Here is a 15,782-nt window from a genome sequence, read left to right as displayed (position 1 = left end):
CGGCGTTCTAGGAGCGCTTCGCCGAATGCGCCTTATCGCCGAGCTGTCGGGTGAAGTTCCACGCGTCGGTGACGATGGTTTCCAGGTCCGTACGGGTGGGATTCCACCCGAGCTCGCGCTGAATCTTCTCAGAGGAAGCGATGAGCGTAGCTGGGTCGCCTGCGCGGCGCGGGGCCACCTCAGCCGGAATGTCGTGGCCGGTGACCTTGCGGCACATTTCGATGACCTGCTTGACGGAGTACCCATCGCCAGAACCCAAGTTGTAAATGCGGTGGGCGCCAGATTCATTGGACTCGAGGGCAAGCACGTGGGCGTCGGCTAGATCGCGGATATGGATGTAGTCACGCACTGGGGTGCCGTCTGTGGTATCCCAGTCATCACCGAACATGAAAATCTTATCCCGGTGGCCCAAAGCAACTTGCAACACGATGGGGATGAGGTGGGTTTCTACCTCGCGGTTCTCGCCAATATTTCCGTAGGCGCCAGCCACATTGAAATAGCGCAGCGAGGTAGCGCCCAGGCCGTAGGCGTGGGCAAAGGACGTGATCATGTAGTCGATGGCCAGCTTGGTCGCACCATACGGATTGGTGGGCTGGGTTGGCATGTCTTCCGTAATCGGTACCTGGTCAGGCTCACCGTAGGTTGCAGCGGTGGAGGAAAAGACGAGGTTTTTGACGTCGTTATCCCGCATGGCATTAAGCAGCATCAGGGTAGTAACTACGTTGTGCTGCCAGTACTCATCTGGTTTTTCCACGGATTCGCCCACCAAGGAGCGTGCAGCGAAGTGAATGACGCCTTCGAAGCCACCTTCGCCCAGGACATCGGCAGCCTTGTCCGCGACGTCGCCCTCGATGAGGCGGGCGGCTTCCGGAACGGCCTCACGGTTGCCGGTGGAGAAATTATCGATGATGGTTACGTCATGGCCCTGCTCGACTAATACTGCGGCGCAGACGCTGCCCACGTAGCCGGCGCCACCGGTGATGAGAAGCTTCATGGCTATACCTCCACGCGCACTGCGTGCGCCAAATCGTCGGAAAGCACGACGCTGCCACCTTCCGGTGTCGACAGTGTAATCGTGCCGCTGTTATTGACTACAGACACCTTGGCGCCCACACGGATCCCAGCATCGGTGAGTTCTTGGAAGGTGCCATCATCAACCTGCAGGATTTCATTGACCTGGATGACGGTCGCGGAGACTTGCTCGCCATTGGGGAGATCGACCGCGCGGGTGCCCTGGTCCGGCTGAGTAACATTGAAGCCAAGTGCAGATAGCGCCGGAATAGGATTGCCAAAAGGCGACCGCGTCGGATCATCGAGAACGGCGACCATGCGCTTTTCCACCTCTTCGCTCATCACATGCTCCCACCGGCAGGCCTCGTCGTGAACCTTGGCAATGTCGAGCCCCAGGACGTCGGTAAGCAAACGCTCTGCCAACCGGTGCTTGCGCATGACTGCGGTAGCTAGGTCGCGGCCCTTGTCCGTGAGATCCAAGCTGCGGTCGGTGCGCACGTGCAAAAGGCCATCGCGCTCCATGCGAGCTACAGTCTGAGAGACCGTAGGCCCAGACTGCTCCAAGCGCTCCGCAATGCGGGCGCGTAGGGGAGTAATGCCTTCTTCCTCTAGCTCGTAGATGGTCCGCAGATACATCTCCGTTGTATCAACTAGGTCCCTCACGTGGGCATACCTTTCTGTGTGAATACAGTTACGCGGCTATAGTCCCGCCCAAGAACGGGAAAGCGCTTTCTAGACTCTGCAGTCCAGATTAGCCTACCCAAGGCTTGGCTCGCCGCTAGGAACCAAGCCGATGTCTTATCAACGCCAAACCCCGAGTCCATGGCGGTACGTTGCCAAATGGGCCCGGGGAGAGGATGTGCTGCCAAATACGGTAGGCGTGGATTACAAAGCGTACTCGCGCAAGCGATCGGCGCGGTTTCCATCGCGCAGCTTTGCCATGACTTCGCGCTCAATCTGGCGTACACGCTCGCGTGAAAGGCCGAAGCGGCGGCCTATCTGATCCAAGGTGCGCGGAACACCATCATCGAGGCCATAACGCAGGCGGATGACGTCTTGCTCGCGCTTCTCTAAGGTGTCAATCACACCGCGGATATCAGAGTGACGCATAGATGCGACGACCGCAGTTTCAGCATCGGTAGCTTCTGCATCTTCAATGAAGTCGCCCAAAGGAGCTTCTTCATCGGTACCTACCGGCATATCGAGAGAGACCGGATCGCGTGACTGGCGCAGCAGCATTTCAATCTTGTTCTCATCAATACCGGATTCTTCCGAAAGCTCCTCGTTGGTAGCTTCGCGGCCCAATGATTGATACATCTCCCGCTTAATACGAGAAAGCTTGTTAACCTGCTCAACCAAGTGGACTGGGAGGCGAATGGTGCGGGACTGGTCAGCCATGCCGCGGGTAATCGCCTGACGGATCCACCAAGTGGCGTAAGTGGAGAACTTGAATCCCTTGGCGTAATCGAACTTCTCCATTGCGCGGATAAGGCCTAGGTTGCCCTCCTGGATGAGATCCAGCAGTGGCATACCGCGGCCGGTGTAGCGCTTGGCCAGCGAGACAACGAGGCGCAGGTTGGCTTCGAGCAGGTGGGAGCGTGCCTTCTTGCCTTCGCGGGCGAGGATCTTTAGGTCGCGCTTTTCGGCACGGGTGAGCTTTTCTGCGTTATTGAGCTTGTACTCCGCGTACAGTCCAACCTCGATGGCCTGAGCGAGTTCTACCTCATCTTCCGCGCTGAGCAGTGCGGTCTTGCCAATGCCGTTGAGATAGACGCGGACGAGGTCGGCAGAAGGATTATCGTTGGTTTGGTTGCGGCGAGATCCGCGGTCTACTTCCTGTTCTTCATCAGTAGTGGCACTTGAAGTGCCCTTGGCGGTGGTGGCAGATGTCTTCGTCATAGTGAAGCCTCCTGAATTTGTCGCCGGTTTCACAAAGTACAACGGAGTCTTTAGCGATTTAGTTCCCAGTGCAGAGAGAATTAGTAAAAACAGTTGGTCCCCGTGGTACAACTCCACCTTTTCGGGGGAGAGGTACCACGGGGAACGGTTACGAGCTGCGAATAGCTTGGTATGTGGAACTACTATCCGCGTACCTGGACGAGGTAGCGGTAGATAGTCGGTTCAGATACGCCTAGGCGCGTCGCTGCCGCGGCAATTCCGCCTTTAAGAAGGAAGAATCCTGCATTCTCAAGGTCAGAGACCACTTCGAGTCGCTCCTCGCGCTGCATGCGAGGTACTGGCGTGCTCTGGTTAGAAATTGCGGAATTCAACATGGAATCTAGAAGGTTCTCCACGTTGGAACGCAAAGACTCGCTGACTTCTTCCTTCTCTGGCGCCTCTTCCGCAGCCTCGTCTTCTGGAACCGGGTCTGGTACCGCGACGGGTCGCTGCGGCAGCTCTTCCGTACCGGGGTAGCCGCCGAAGGCCTTTGACTTATCAAATGCGGGATCATCGGCGTTGCCGATAAGTGCGGCGGCAGCATCGCGAATGTGTACCAATTCAGAGACATCAACATTGATGCACAGCATGCCGCGCATATGGCCGGAGTCGTCTCGGATGAAATAACTAGAAGAGCGGCAAATTTTTCCTTCCGCATTGACGGCGCGGTAGCCGGTCATCATGGGGATTGCTGCGGCATCGCCTTGTTTCATAAACCACAGAGCGAAATCGGTCACTGGGCCGCCTAGCTGCCGGCCAGAGATGTGGCCGTTGGCGATGGCCATGATGGATTTATCGGGAACGTCGAGATCGTGCAGCACGATTTCGGTGTTGGGGCCCATTGCCTTACCGAGGAATTCGACGAGGGGAATGTACTGCTCGAGGAAGTTTTCTTCGGAGGCACTGCCGCTAGGGAAGTTCATTAGCTGAAGCATGTCCTTTAATTCCTGTCAGATTATAGAGAAGATATCACACGGAAGCGAATAGGCGGAAGGGGCAGTAGCGCCAAGAAAGCCGGGTGAACACAAGCGGCTTAGCGCTGTGCTCACCCGGCTCGTCGCTTCTTTACAGGGTGGTCTCTATCCACACACCGGAACTGGCGGGTGAACTGCTAGGGCCAGGCCACCTTGTGAGGTTTCCCTGTACTTGGCGTTCATATCCTTACCAGTCTTATACATGGTCCAGATGACTTCGTCCAAAGAGACGCATGGCTTGCTCTCGCGTTCCAGCGCCATGCGGGCGCTGGTGATGGAGTCAACGGCAGCGACAGCGTTGCGCTCAATGCAGGGTACCTGAACCTGCCCGAGTACTGGGTCACAGGTCAGGCCTAGCTTGTGCTCCATGCCAATCTCGGCTGCAATGCAAACCTGCTCTGGGGTAGCGCCCATGAGCTGGGCGAGACCACCAGCAGCCATGGAGCACGCTACACCAACCTCTCCCTGGCAGCCGACCTCAGCGCCAGAGATGGAAGCGTTCATCTTGTACAGGGAAGCAATCTGGTTGCAGGCGAAGATGTAATCAGCAAACATCTCGGTGGTAACGGGCTCAACGAACTTGTCGTAGTAAGCCAGTACTGCCGGGACAACGCCGCAGGCGCCGTTCGTAGGTGCGGTGACAACGCGGCCGCAGGATGCATTCTCTTCAGAGATAGCCAGTGCGAACATATTGACCCAGCTGAGGATGTTTAGACCATCGTGCGGTTCGGACTGCTCCAGGCGGCGCCTGAGGGCAGCGGCGCGGCGGGGGACAAGGAGGGAGCCTGGGAGCGGGCCGTCGGTAGCGGAGCCGCGCTTGATGCCGGTGTACATGACATCGCGAACCTTGCGCAGGTGCTCATTGACCTCTTCTTCGGAACGAAGTGCCAACTCGTTGGCAAGGCCTAGCTCCGGGAGGGTCATGTTGTTCTTCTCGCACAGCTCGAGCATTTCTGCGGCGCTGGCGTACGGGAAGGGGATATCAACCTTGGCGTCCGTGCGCTTGGCAAAGTCTTCCTGCTTGACAATGAAACCGCCGCCGACCGAGTAGTAGGTCTTGTGCAGGATGTCTTCTTCGCCGGCGAGGGCGATAAGACACATTCCGTTTTCGTGCATTGGCAGGTACTCGTCGTGGAAGAAGAAGCCGCCGTCCTTGGGGAATTCCACCTCGTGGGAGCCGCCCAGCATGAGCTTCTCGCTGCTGCGGACATTCTTCATGAATTCGGAGATGCCGTCGATATCAACCGTCTCTGGCTCTTCACCAGCGAGGCCGAGAAGGATGGCCTTGTCGGTGGAGTGGCCGATGCCCGTGAGGGAGAGGGAGCCGTAGACATTTGCCTGAACTCGAGTGACCTTGTCTAAGAGGTCCTTTTCCTTGAGCTCGTCCACGAAAGCCTTGCCGGCTTTCATTGGGCCAAGGGTGTGTGAGCTTGAGGGGCCGATGCCAATCTTGAACATATCGAAGATGCTGATGAACATTGTTCTTTCCTTGAATCCTCTGCGATTTTCTCGTCTGTGGCGGTGCTTAGAAAGCCTGGACGATGGAGTAGATGATGGTTGCTAGGGCGACGAGGCCCATGAAGAAGACGAAGTAGTTGGAAGCCTTGCCCTTGTAGCGCTTCAGCGCTGGGACCTTGTGGATGGCGACCATTGGGATGATGAAGAGCATGATGGCAATCGTCGGGCCACACAGGGTTTCAATCATGCCCAAGATGGATGGGTCAGCCCAGGCGACGAGCCAAGCGGTGACCAGCATGAAGATGAGGGTGATGGTATCGAGCTTGTGAGCGGACTCTGCGTCGTCCTTGCTTGCGTTCTTGCTGCCCTTGACGACGAGACCTTCGAAGCCTTCGGCTGCGCCGAGGTAGTGGCCGAGGAAGGACTTAGCAACTGCAATCATGGCGATGATGGGGGCAATCCACTGGATAAGTGGGTTATCGAAGTGGTTGGCCAAGTAGGACAGGATGGTGATGTTTTGTGCCTTAGCTTCCGCCATGTCAGCCGGGGAGAGGCTCAGAGCGCAGGAGAAGACGAAGAACATAACCACGACGACCATGAGGATTTCTGCGCGGAGCAAGGTCTTGCGGGACTTGGCCTCAGCGAACTTGCCGTAGGTCTGGCGGCGGTCAACGGCGAAGGAGGAAATCATCGGGGAGTGGTTGAAGGAGAAGACCATAACCGGAACCAGCAGCATCAGGGTAACGCCCATGCTGTGGCCAGAAGCCTCGCGAGCAACGTTGAGGTCGAAGGAATCAAAGAGCGCGGTATTCCACTTTGGGATGAGGTAGAGGGAAAGCAGAACCAAGATGCCGATGAATGGGTATACCAAATAAGACATGACGTGAACTACGACGTCCTTGCCCATGCGGACGATTAGGATGAGGCCGCCTACCAGCAGGAGGGAGGTAAGCCAGCGGTCCGGAGGAGTAATTCCGAGCTGGTGCTCCAGGAAGGAGTTGACCGTGTTCGTGATGGTGACCGAGTAGACCAGCAGGATGGGGTAGACCGACAGGAAGTACAGGACGTTCATGAGCACACCAGCCTTTTTGCCAAAGTGCTCTTCCACGACGTCCGTGAGGTCACCGTCTGGCTTGGAACTGGACAGTACCAAGCGGGTCATTCCGCGGTGAGCCCAGTAGGTCATAGGCAGTGCTAAGACCGTCATGATGATAAGCGGGATGATGCCACCGATGCCGGCGTTAATGGGGAGGAAGAGGACACCAGCGCCGATTGCGGTGCCGAACAGGGAGAGCATCCATACGGTGTCTTCCTTATTCCACTTCGGTGCACCCTTCTGGCCATCGAACGGGGTGTCAATGCCAGGGGCTGGTGCGGATTCCTTGGAGGAGGGAGCTGCCTTGGAGGCCTTGAGATCCTCAGGCAACTCAGCTTGGTTTTCTGGGTGCTGGGCTTTGTTGCGCCGCGTGATTGAGTGGGACATTTTCTTTCCTACATCTAGTTGGTCGGCCGAAGCGTTTGGGCTTCTGCAACCATGATTGAGAAAAAATTTTCTCAATCAATTTTGCGTTTGTAGGATTTTGAGAATCTATCTCGCATCCTGCATGTCCAGCCCTTTTGCTTCGCTGTGCCTTCAGCATAGAACAAAATCTTGCAGAGTGATAATAAATTATTGCACTGCGAGTAGGGCATTTATCACTCTCTGAGAATTTGCATTCGCCAGCGCTTTATGGCTTGCTCTAAACAATATCTGGAAAAGTGGTTTGGCTCACGGAATCGTTTGTAAACGGTCCTGCTTAACACGATTTTCAGATCTCGTGGGGCGGAAATTGAGGGTGCGGGCTAGGTCTCTACCAAGACAGTGAAAGGTCCTTCGTTCACAGAGGAAACGCGCATTTTAGCCCCGAATTGGCCTGTTTCTACTGACACGCCGCGTTCCCTGAGGTTCGCAATAATCGCCGCGATGACCGGTTCGGCCTCGGGTCCTGGAGCGGCATCCGCCCACGAAGGGCGTCGACCTTTGGCAGTGCGGCCGTACAAAGTAAATTGGCTCACCACAAGCACGGGCGCTCCGGCATCAATGACTGACACTTCGCCATCAAGAATGCGCAGTTCTGCAATCTTGCGTGCCATCTTCTCAGCGCGGGGTTGCCAATCATCCATATCCTCGCGTGAGACCCCAATTAGAGCGAGAAGGCCACCGGTTTCGGGACTAGTAATGGCCCCTACGGTCTCTCCATCGACGGTCACTGTGGCCTCCGATACCCGAGTCAAAACTGCGCGCATGGTTTACTTCTCCTTATATAACGAGTGGGGGGACAGTGCGGATCTAGCTGAGGTCCGGCGAATCGGTATCCAAGAGGAGATCAGCTGGGATAAGCAGGCCATGTCGGACCATATCGATCACGGCGGGTAGGGCAGCAGTAGTAAGTTCTGCTTCGTCGAATCCGTGCGCCGCCGCATACAGGCCAATGGTTTCTTCCAGGTTCAAGCCCTGTGGGTTGAGTCCAGCGACTATGGCAGCGATGTGTTCATCTACTTCGTGGCTCCAGCGCGGACCGTCGGTGCGAGTAAGACGTAGCGCGGCCCGTGTAAAGCCCTGGCCCAATTCCCCATCTGGGGTGCTGATATCTTCGCGTGCCAGCCCCGGGCGCACGTGGAAGTGCTTTCCCTGTAGCTCGCCGGGTACTAGGTCGCGCAACCACGCCACGCGGGCAAAGTATTCTTCTACTTCAGGGCCAAGTGGGTCGCTAAAGGCCTGCGGCATTTCTTCGGCCAAGATATCGGCAGGTTCATCGTCGCCGATGCGTTGGATAGCGACAAATCCAAAGCCAATGCCATTGACCTCATGTTGCTGGAAATGTTCCAGCCAGGCGCGTGAGCGCTCTTGTCCTTCAGGGGAGCGTACATCCAGGGATTCGTCCTCGAGCCAGGTGGACACATAGAGTGCGGGATCGGCTACGTCGCGCTGAATGATCCAGGCGGCAATTCCTTTGTCCGGCAGCCAGGAAGCAACACGTTGCTGCCAGGTCTCGCCGCTGGTGTGTACCCAAGCGGCTAGAAGGTGAGCCGTTCCGCCAGGGGTTAGGTGGTCGGTGGCCCGAGAGACAACCAGCTCGCTGGCACCATCCAGGTTTAACCCGGAATCGCGGTAGACGTGGCCAACTTCGGGAAGGCCAACGACAAAAGGTGGGTTAGCTACGAGGCGGTCAAAGCGGCGGCCGGCTACAGGGTCGAACCACGAACCTTGCAGCAATTCCACTTTCTCGCTATCGCCAGTAGCGGCAATGGTAGCCTCGGCCAGCTTCAACGCACGCTCATGCACGTCGGTGGCGGTAATCTTTTCAGCGCAATCGAGCTGCCCCAGCAATTGGACGCCCGAGCCAGTGCCTAGATCTAAGACGCTGCCCACTGGGCTTACTGGTGTGGATTGCAGTAGGGAGAGGCTTGCCGCGCCAACGCCAAGCACATGGTCTGGGCCAGGTACGTGGTCGACCAAGGAGGCGTCGACGTCGGAGAAGATGAGACGGTTGGCGCCAACGATGGTGTGGGGGCGGATATCGAGGGCAATGTATACCTTGCCATGGGCGTCGGCAACCGCAACATTGGCATCCAGCAACTGGGTAGCCAGGCGCGCGCCTACCGCTTCGCCCAAAAGCGTGGCCGGCAGGTGTTGATGCAGGAGAAAGAAGCGGATCAAAAGATCCAATTGAGATTCGCTGTGCGCGGCGAGCGCAACTGGTGCGGGTTCGCCGCGGAAGAGGGCCTCGGTAACTTCCGGACCTAGGTGCCCGGCTATGCCATCGGTAGTAAAACCGGCGGCGGTAAAGACGTCGGAAAGCTCTGCGGCCAGCTTGGCTAGCGCGGGGGCATCAAAGTCGGGGCCAAAAGCGGTCGTCATGTAGGCAGGAATCCTTTACTCTTCTTCGTGATCGATGATGTCGTGGTGTGCCTCAATAGGCCGGGCGGTACCGCCGGATACCTGTGGGGCGTGGGCCTGGCTATAAAGCTGCCGGTTCATGGCTGGCTTGTACACGTTTTTCTCGCGCTTATCCTTCTTTTCACCCCGGCCGTTGCCAATCACCACGGCTATCCAGGGGAGGGGAAATGTCACGCCCACAATGATGGCGGCTAAAAGCCACCAATGCATATAAAGGAAATAGCCTGCGATGAGCAGGGAAGGAACGCGCAAAAACTGGAAGATTCCGTACCGAATTTCGCGGCGCTTGCGGTCCTGGCCAGGCGTGAGCTTGGCATCTGTGATGAGATAGCGCTCTTTTTTGCCAAACAACCTAGACTCGGCTCCCCTCGTGCGCGTCGGAGTTCCCTCGATAAGGGGAGTGGGGCGCAGTGGCCGGCGTGCATGACGTGTACATGTTCTCCAAGGGTAGCCGCCTGACTCGCAAAGTTCGATGCCGATGCGGCAAAATGGAGTGCGTGACTACGACTACGAAGACAATTGAACGGCCAGATATTCGTGAAGACACTTCGACGACGGATAATGACACGCCGAAGTTCTTCCACTACGTCAAAAAGGATCACATCCTCGATTCCGCGGTGAACGGCAAGTACGTCGTTGCGCTATGCGGTGAAACTTTCCCGGTGACCAAGCAGGCAAAGCCGGGTTCTCCGGTGTGCCCCGATTGTGAGCGTGTGTATAAGGGTCTGCGCCGCAAGTGAGGACTTTTAAAAAGACTAACCTTCGCGCCTGGCAGCAATCCGCCCTCGATAAATTCCTCGCCACTAAGCCGCAGGACTTCATGGCGGTGGCGACCCCGGGCGCCGGAAAGACTACCTTCGCACTGCGCATTGCCACCGAGCTCATGGAAGACCGCACGGTCGAGCGCGTCATCGTGGTGGTGCCTACCGAGCACCTTAAGACCCAGTGGTCTAGCGCTGCCGCGCGCGTAGGTCTAGCTCTAGATCCCGCGTTTAGCAATTCCTCTGCCGTTAATCCCTCCATGGACGGCATTGTGGTGACCTATGCGCAGGTGGGTATGCACCCCTTCAAGCACCGCGCGGTGGCCTCTGCTCGGCGCACTTTGGTGATCCTTGATGAGATTCACCATGCAGGCGACGCCAAGAGCTGGGGCGATGGCGTCAAGGAAGCCTATGATGATGTCAATCACCGCTTGGCTTTGACCGGTACGCCTTTCCGCTCCGATGACTCGCCCATTCCATTCGTTCAGTACGTAGACGATGGGGAGGGGCACAAGGTATCCCGCTCGGACCATACCTATGGCTATGGCGATGCGCTTGCCGATGGCGTCGTGCGCCCCGTTGTATTTCTTTCTTACTCTGGCGAAGCCCGCTGGCGCGATTCGGCCGGTGAGGAGCATGCAGCCCGTTTGGGCGACATTATGAATGCGGAGCAAACCGCCCGAGCGTGGCGCACCGCCTTGGACCCCAAGGGCGAGTGGATCCCTGCGGTGCTGCAGGCGGCGCATACCCGCCTGATGCAAATGCGACGCAATATGCCGGATGCCGGCGGCCTGGTGCTGGCTTCGGATACGACGACCGCACGCGCCTATGCCAAGATCCTCAAGCAGCTTTCCAATACACCCGTGTCGGTGATTTTGTCTGATGATCCCGGCTCCTCGGACCGCATTCAGGAATTTTCGGAGTCCACCGATGAGTGGATGGTGGCAGTCCGCATGGTGTCCGAGGGCGTCGACGTCCCGCGCCTAGCGGTGGGCGTCTATGCTACCTCGGCATCAACCCCGCTCTTTTTCGCCCAGGCCATCGGCCGCTTCGTGCGCTCGCGCATGCCGGGTGAGACGGCGTCGGTTTTCCTTCCTTCGGTCCCTGTCCTGCTGGGCTTGGCCGAAAATATGGAAAAGTCCCGCGACCACGTCTTGGGTGAAGAAAAGCCCGACAAGGAAGGCTGGGACGACGAACTGCTAGAGCAGGCGAATCAGAAGAAGACCGAACCAGACATGCTGGAGAAGTCTTATGAGTCGCTTGGTGCCGAGGCAGAGTTCTCGGGCCTGCTGTATAATGGTTCTCAGTTCAATACCGGGGATATGACCACCGATGAGGAAGCGGACTTTCTAGGTATTCCCGGGCTACTGGATGCGGACCAAGTAAAAGACTTGCTGCGCAAGAAGCAATCCGAAGAAATGGACCGCCGCGAAGCGGAGGAAAAGGCGCGACGCGCCGCAGAGGCGGAGGAAGCTCACCGCCGCAAGCTCTACGGCATGGACTATGCGCCGGCCTCACGGAAGAAGTCCAGGGAATCTGAGCCCAGCGACACCGGAGTCGTCGACGAGCTAGGCCAGCTGCGCAAAGAGCTCAATACGGTCGTATCCATCGCTGCCCAGCGCTCCGGCCGCCCGCACGGTGCTATCCATACTGAGGTGCGCAAGGCCTGTGGCGGTCCGCCCACCGCGCTGTGTAGTGCCGAGCAGCTGCGCGAGCGCATCGAGTACTTGCGCAAGTGGTAGAGGTAGAGCGGCCTACGGTGGATAGAAAGTAGTTACGCAAAAAGCCCGCACCGAAATTGGTGCGGGCTTTCTTCGCTCCTGCAGCTGCAGCGATTAGTCGAGGTAATCGCGCAGAACCTGCGAACGAGATGGGTGGCGCAGCTTCGACATCGTCTTGGACTCGATCTGGCGAATGCGCTCGCGGGTAACTCCGTAGACCTGGCCAATCTCGTCTAAAGTGCGCGGCATGCCGTCGGTCAAGCCAAAGCGGAGGCGAACCACGCCGGCCTCACGCTCGGACAGCGTAGTCAGTACGTCTTGGAGCTGATCCTGCAGCAAGGTGAAGGATACGGCGTCGACCGCGATGACGGCCTCGGAGTCCTCGATGAAGTCACCCAATTGGGAATCGCCTTCGTCACCGATGGTCTGATCCAAGGAAATGGGCTCGCGGGCGTACTGCTGGATTTCGAGCACCTTTTCCTCGGTGATATCCATCTCCTTCGCCAGCTCCTGCGGGGTAGGCTCACGGCCCAAGTCCTGCAGCAGCTCGCGCTGGATGCGGCCCAGCTTGTTGATGACTTCCACCATGTGCACTGGGATGCGGATGGTACGAGCCTGGTCAGCCATGGCGCGAGTAATGGCCTGGCGGATCCACCAGGTGGCGTAAGTGGAGAACTTATAGCCCTTGGTGTAATCGAACTTCTCCACCGCGCGGATAAGGCCCAAGTTGCCTTCCTGAATGAGGTCCAAGAAAGCCATGCCACGGCCGGTGTAGCGCTTGGCCAAGGAAACCACCAGACGCAGGTTGGCCTCCAGTAGGTGGTTCTTGGCCTTGCGGCCATCGCGGGCGATGCTGCGCAGGTCGCGCTTTTCCATGGGGGAGAGCTTGGCAGCCTTATCGCCTTCGGCGCGGGCTTTTTCCATCTCATCCATGCGGTGCTGTGCGTACAGGCCAGCCTCGATGCGCTTGGCTAGGGAAACCTCTTGCTCGGCGTTGAGCAGGGCGACCTTACCAATCTGCTTGAGGTAGGCACGAACGGAGTCAGCAGAGGCGGTTAACTGCGCATCCTTGCGTGCCTGGCGCAGCGCAGCGGATTCTTCCTCGTCCCAGACGGAAGAGGAGTCTTCCTCTTCTTCCTCATCGTCGTCGTCCAAGTCCTCTTCGAGGTCTTCGCCGGCGTCGAAGTCATCATCGTCTTCGATGTCCGCATTGGTGGGATCGAAGTCGACGTCTTCGTCGTGCTCGTCCTCCTCGAGCTCCTCTTCTGCTTCCGGCTGTGCCTGCTTTTCGGACTCGGCTGGGGATTCCTGCTTCTTTGCCGCGGATTTGCGGACCGTCTTCTTAGTGGCCTTTTTGGCAGACTTCTTAGTGGTCTTCTTGGCCGACTTTTTGGCGGTCTTCTTCGCAGTCTTCTTGGCTGTTTTCTTAGCGGTCTTTTTGGCCGTCTTCTTAGCCGTCTTTTTCGCGGTTTTCTTTGCCGTCTTCTTGGCGGTCTTCTTTGCAGGAGTAGATGCCTCAGCGGCGTTTTCGCCCTCGCCGAGTGCCTGGTCTGAAGATTCAGTGGCTGCCACGTACGCCCTTTCGACTAACTTCTTGATTGAAACAGCTCTGTGCGCCCTAGTCGGGTGCTCGTGCATCAGTGTGATGTTAGCGCGTTGTGGCCTTATGCAGGCCAGACACGCCCTAGAGCTATTTAACTTAGGATCGACCGCCCAGTATAGAGGATCTTTCCAATCTGCCGGTGGATAGGGTCACCTGCAGTGCGTAAATATTACGGTTTCAAACCGTCTACCGCCGCCATCGCAGCTCCGACAATTCCTGCGCGATTGCGCAGTTGTGCAGGCATGACGGGGGTTTCAATATCAAGGTGTGGGCCCCACTTTTCAAACTTGCGGGAAATTCCACCCCCGATGAGGAAGGCCTGCGGGTTGAAGAGCTTTTCATATTCCGCGAGGACCTTGTTGAGTCGTTTAGTCCACTGCTTGTACTTGAGTTCCTCGCGGTCCTTTACGGCCGAGGACGCAATCTTCTCAGCCTCGTCATCGCCCACCGTGAGGTGCCCCAGTTCGGTATTAGGGAACAACTGGCCGTCCAGGAAGAATGCCGAACCGATACCGGTGCCTAGGGTTAGGAAAATTACGGAGCCCTGCTTGGCGATGTCCTTTCCGTAGGCGACCTCGGCTAGTCCCGCCGCGTCGGCGTCGTTAAGCACGACAAAATCTGCATTGAGGTAGTCCGCAAAGAGTTCTGTGGCGTTGACCCCAATCCAGTCCTTGGAAATATTTGCCGCAGTCTCGACTTCTTGGTTGCGAACCACGGAAGGCAGGGTGATGCCAACGGGGCCGTCCCACTGTTTTTCCTGCACGATGTGGGCTACCACCTTGGCAACATCGTGCGGCGTAGATGGCTGTGGGGTGGCGATCTTCATGCGTTCACCCACGAATTCGCCGGTGGCAAGGTCCACCTCAGCGCCTTTAATGCCGGAGCCGCCGATATCGATGCCGAAGGAATGGCCAGAAAGAGTAGTCATGCCCGATAGTCTAGAAGAAGGCACAATAGTTGGCATGACTGAGCAGATCGATTTTCTCCACTTGCGGGATTTTGCCGTTTCTACCGCCACGCGGGCTGCGGAATTAATTACTGCGCGGCGCGCAGAACTCGTAGCAGGCGACGGCATCGCGGCGCATACTCACACCAAGTCCAGCGACGTAGATCCAGTAACGGAGGTCGATACCGCGACAGAGGAGTTCATTGTCACCACCATCCGCACCCAACGCCCCGGGGACGGAATCTTTGGCGAAGAAGGCGCCAATGTGGAATCGACGAGTGGTGTTACCTGGATTGTCGATCCGATTGACGGCACCGTGAATTTCCTCTACGGGGTGCCGGACTACGCCGTATCCATTGGTGCAGAATACCAAGGGCACCTCGTAGCTGGCGCGGTGGTCAACGTGGCGCGCGGGCGCACCTATGCTGCCGCAGCCGGCCGAGGTGCCACGGTCACCGGCCCAGATGGAATTGAGCACGCACTGCGGTGTGGCCAGACACAAGATCCTGCGTTGGCCTTGGTAGCCACCGGATTTGGTTACGAAGCTGACCGGCGAGCAGCCCAAGCCGAGCTCCTTACCAAGCTCCTGCCTAATGTGCGTGATATTCGCCGCATCGGCGCTGCCGCGCTCGACCTATGCAGGGTGGCAGAGGGAACCGTTGACGCCTACTTTGAGCACGGCATCAATGCGTGGGACTTCGCTGCCGGGGCAATCATTGCTCGCGAGGCAGGTGCGGTGGTGCGCCATCCAGGCTTTGATAAAGGATCCGCTGACGGTGAACTTACCTGGGCCGCGGGGGCAGATTTGGCCCCCGCATTCGAAAAGCTTTTAGCAGCGCACAGGGCCACGGACGCGCTGCGGGGGTAATAGTTTCCCACGCCGGCGAGCGGTGAGATGACATCGAGCCATTTGTGCTTTACTATGCGCGATCGATAAATACCCATTCCTTAAAGCAACTTGACCATTAGGGGCGTGCATTATGGCCACCGATTATGACGCACCGCGCCGGCGCGCGGAAGATGAACTCGAAACTGACTCCCTAGAAGGACTCAAAGCCGCTGAGGGCGATAACAACGGCATGGACGATGACGGAGAAATCGTCGAAGCCTTCCAGCCGCCATCAGTAGACCTCACGGGCGAGGAGCTTAATGTTGAGGTAGTTCCACGTCAGGAAAATGAGTTTACCTGCGGTTCGTGTTTCCTAGTGCAGTCAAATAAGCGTTACTCTCACGAAGAGGACGGCCAGCCAATCTGCAAGGATTGCGCCTAAAGGAATACGCAGCAGAAACGAAACCCCGCACTCGGTAACTTTAAACCTGCCGGGTGCGGGGTTTGTTGTAGCAGCCACCACAGGCGGATTCTAGTGGTCGTGGAAACACTTCTTATGTTTCGGTTGAGTTTATCAGTGCGGCCATTTTCTCGGCTGGTG

15 protein-coding genes are annotated in these 15,782 nt (G+C 57.5%); 4 read left to right on the top strand and 11 right to left on the bottom strand.

What is annotated here, in order from left to right; translation table 11 throughout:
• Window positions 1-7 precede the first annotated feature (7 nt).
• The 9 genes from galE to QP971_RS06570 form a co-directional block, all read right to left on the bottom strand.
• Complete coding sequence (gene galE, locus QP971_RS06610; RefSeq protein WP_239273029.1) at window positions 8-994, bottom strand: UDP-glucose 4-epimerase GalE; 987 nt, start codon at window positions 992-994, stop codon at window positions 8-10.
• A gap of 2 nt (window positions 995-996) precedes the next feature.
• A complete protein-coding gene (locus QP971_RS06605) occupies window positions 997-1,674 on the bottom strand; it encodes a metal-dependent transcriptional regulator (protein WP_239273028.1) in 678 nt (225 codons plus the stop codon).
• Between the two features lie 222 nt (window positions 1,675-1,896).
• Entirely contained in the window at window positions 1,897-2,910 is a 1,014-nt protein-coding gene (locus QP971_RS06600) for a sigma-70 family RNA polymerase sigma factor (protein WP_005325073.1), read from the bottom strand.
• Window positions 2,911-3,092: 182 nt separating this feature from the next.
• Window positions 3,093-3,884, bottom strand: coding sequence for a helix-turn-helix transcriptional regulator (locus QP971_RS06595; RefSeq protein ID WP_431831076.1), 792 nt, complete (start codon window positions 3,882-3,884; stop codon window positions 3,093-3,095).
• A gap of 144 nt (window positions 3,885-4,028) precedes the next feature.
• The gene (locus tag QP971_RS06590) at window positions 4,029-5,402 is read right to left on the bottom strand and encodes an L-serine ammonia-lyase (protein ID WP_284811140.1); all 1,374 of its coding nucleotides are present in this window, start codon (window positions 5,400-5,402) and stop codon (window positions 4,029-4,031) included.
• 46 nt (window positions 5,403-5,448) lie between these two features.
• Complete coding sequence (locus QP971_RS06585) at window positions 5,449-6,864, bottom strand: SLC5/6 family protein (RefSeq protein ID WP_049377397.1); 1,416 nt, start codon at window positions 6,862-6,864, stop codon at window positions 5,449-5,451.
• Window positions 6,865-7,223: 359 nt separating this feature from the next.
• Window positions 7,224-7,667 (bottom strand): D-aminoacyl-tRNA deacylase, encoded by a 444-nt coding sequence (gene dtd / locus QP971_RS06580; RefSeq protein ID WP_049377396.1) that lies wholly within the window; start codon window positions 7,665-7,667, stop codon window positions 7,224-7,226.
• 43 nt (window positions 7,668-7,710) lie between these two features.
• Entirely contained in the window at window positions 7,711-9,282 is a 1,572-nt protein-coding gene (locus QP971_RS06575) for a DUF7782 domain-containing protein (protein WP_284811139.1), read from the bottom strand.
• A gap of 15 nt (window positions 9,283-9,297) precedes the next feature.
• On the bottom strand, window positions 9,298-9,672 hold the full coding sequence (locus QP971_RS06570; RefSeq protein WP_239281982.1) for a DUF3099 domain-containing protein: 375 nt from the start codon (window positions 9,670-9,672) through the stop codon (window positions 9,298-9,300).
• 137 nt (window positions 9,673-9,809) lie between these two features.
• Here QP971_RS06570 and QP971_RS06565 point away from each other — a divergent pair, with 137 nt between their 5' ends.
• Window positions 9,810-10,061 carry a DUF3039 domain-containing protein gene (locus QP971_RS06565; protein ID WP_005325062.1) on the top strand — a complete coding sequence of 84 codons (252 nt, stop codon included), beginning with the start codon at window positions 9,810-9,812 and terminating at the stop codon, window positions 10,059-10,061.
• A complete protein-coding gene (locus QP971_RS06560; protein ID WP_049377393.1) occupies window positions 10,058-11,824 on the top strand; it encodes a DEAD/DEAH box helicase in 1,767 nt (588 codons plus the stop codon). Before QP971_RS06565 ends, QP971_RS06560 begins: the two co-directional genes overlap by 4 nt.
• Before the next feature lie 93 nt (window positions 11,825-11,917).
• Here QP971_RS06560 and QP971_RS06555 read toward each other — a convergent pair whose 3' ends face one another.
• Complete coding sequence (locus tag QP971_RS06555; RefSeq protein WP_193393090.1) at window positions 11,918-13,441, bottom strand: RNA polymerase sigma factor; 1,524 nt, start codon at window positions 13,439-13,441, stop codon at window positions 11,918-11,920.
• Window positions 13,442-13,575: 134 nt separating this feature from the next.
• Window positions 13,576-14,334: a polyphosphate--glucose phosphotransferase gene (ppgK, locus tag QP971_RS06550; RefSeq protein WP_284811138.1), complete on the bottom strand. Its 759-nt coding sequence runs from the start codon at window positions 14,332-14,334 to the stop codon at window positions 13,576-13,578.
• Here ppgK and QP971_RS06545 point away from each other — a divergent pair.
• Together QP971_RS06545 and QP971_RS06540 are read left to right on the top strand one after the other, a co-directional pair.
• The gene (locus QP971_RS06545) at window positions 14,333-15,220 is read left to right on the top strand and encodes an inositol monophosphatase family protein (RefSeq protein ID WP_049377390.1); all 888 of its coding nucleotides are present in this window, start codon (window positions 14,333-14,335) and stop codon (window positions 15,218-15,220) included. The two genes, ppgK and QP971_RS06545, sit on opposite strands and share 2 nt — an antisense overlap.
• 112 nt (window positions 15,221-15,332) lie before the next feature.
• Complete coding sequence (locus QP971_RS06540; protein ID WP_049377389.1) at window positions 15,333-15,623, top strand: DUF4193 domain-containing protein; 291 nt, start codon at window positions 15,333-15,335, stop codon at window positions 15,621-15,623.
• Window positions 15,624-15,782: the final 159 nt, after the last annotated feature.

This window comes from Corynebacterium marquesiae (genome assembly GCF_030229635.1).
GTDB lineage: Bacteria > Actinomycetota > Actinomycetes > Mycobacteriales > Mycobacteriaceae > Corynebacterium > Corynebacterium marquesiae.
The sequence above is the reverse complement of the archived record's forward strand: the minus strand, read 5'-3'. Positions and strand labels throughout refer to the sequence as shown.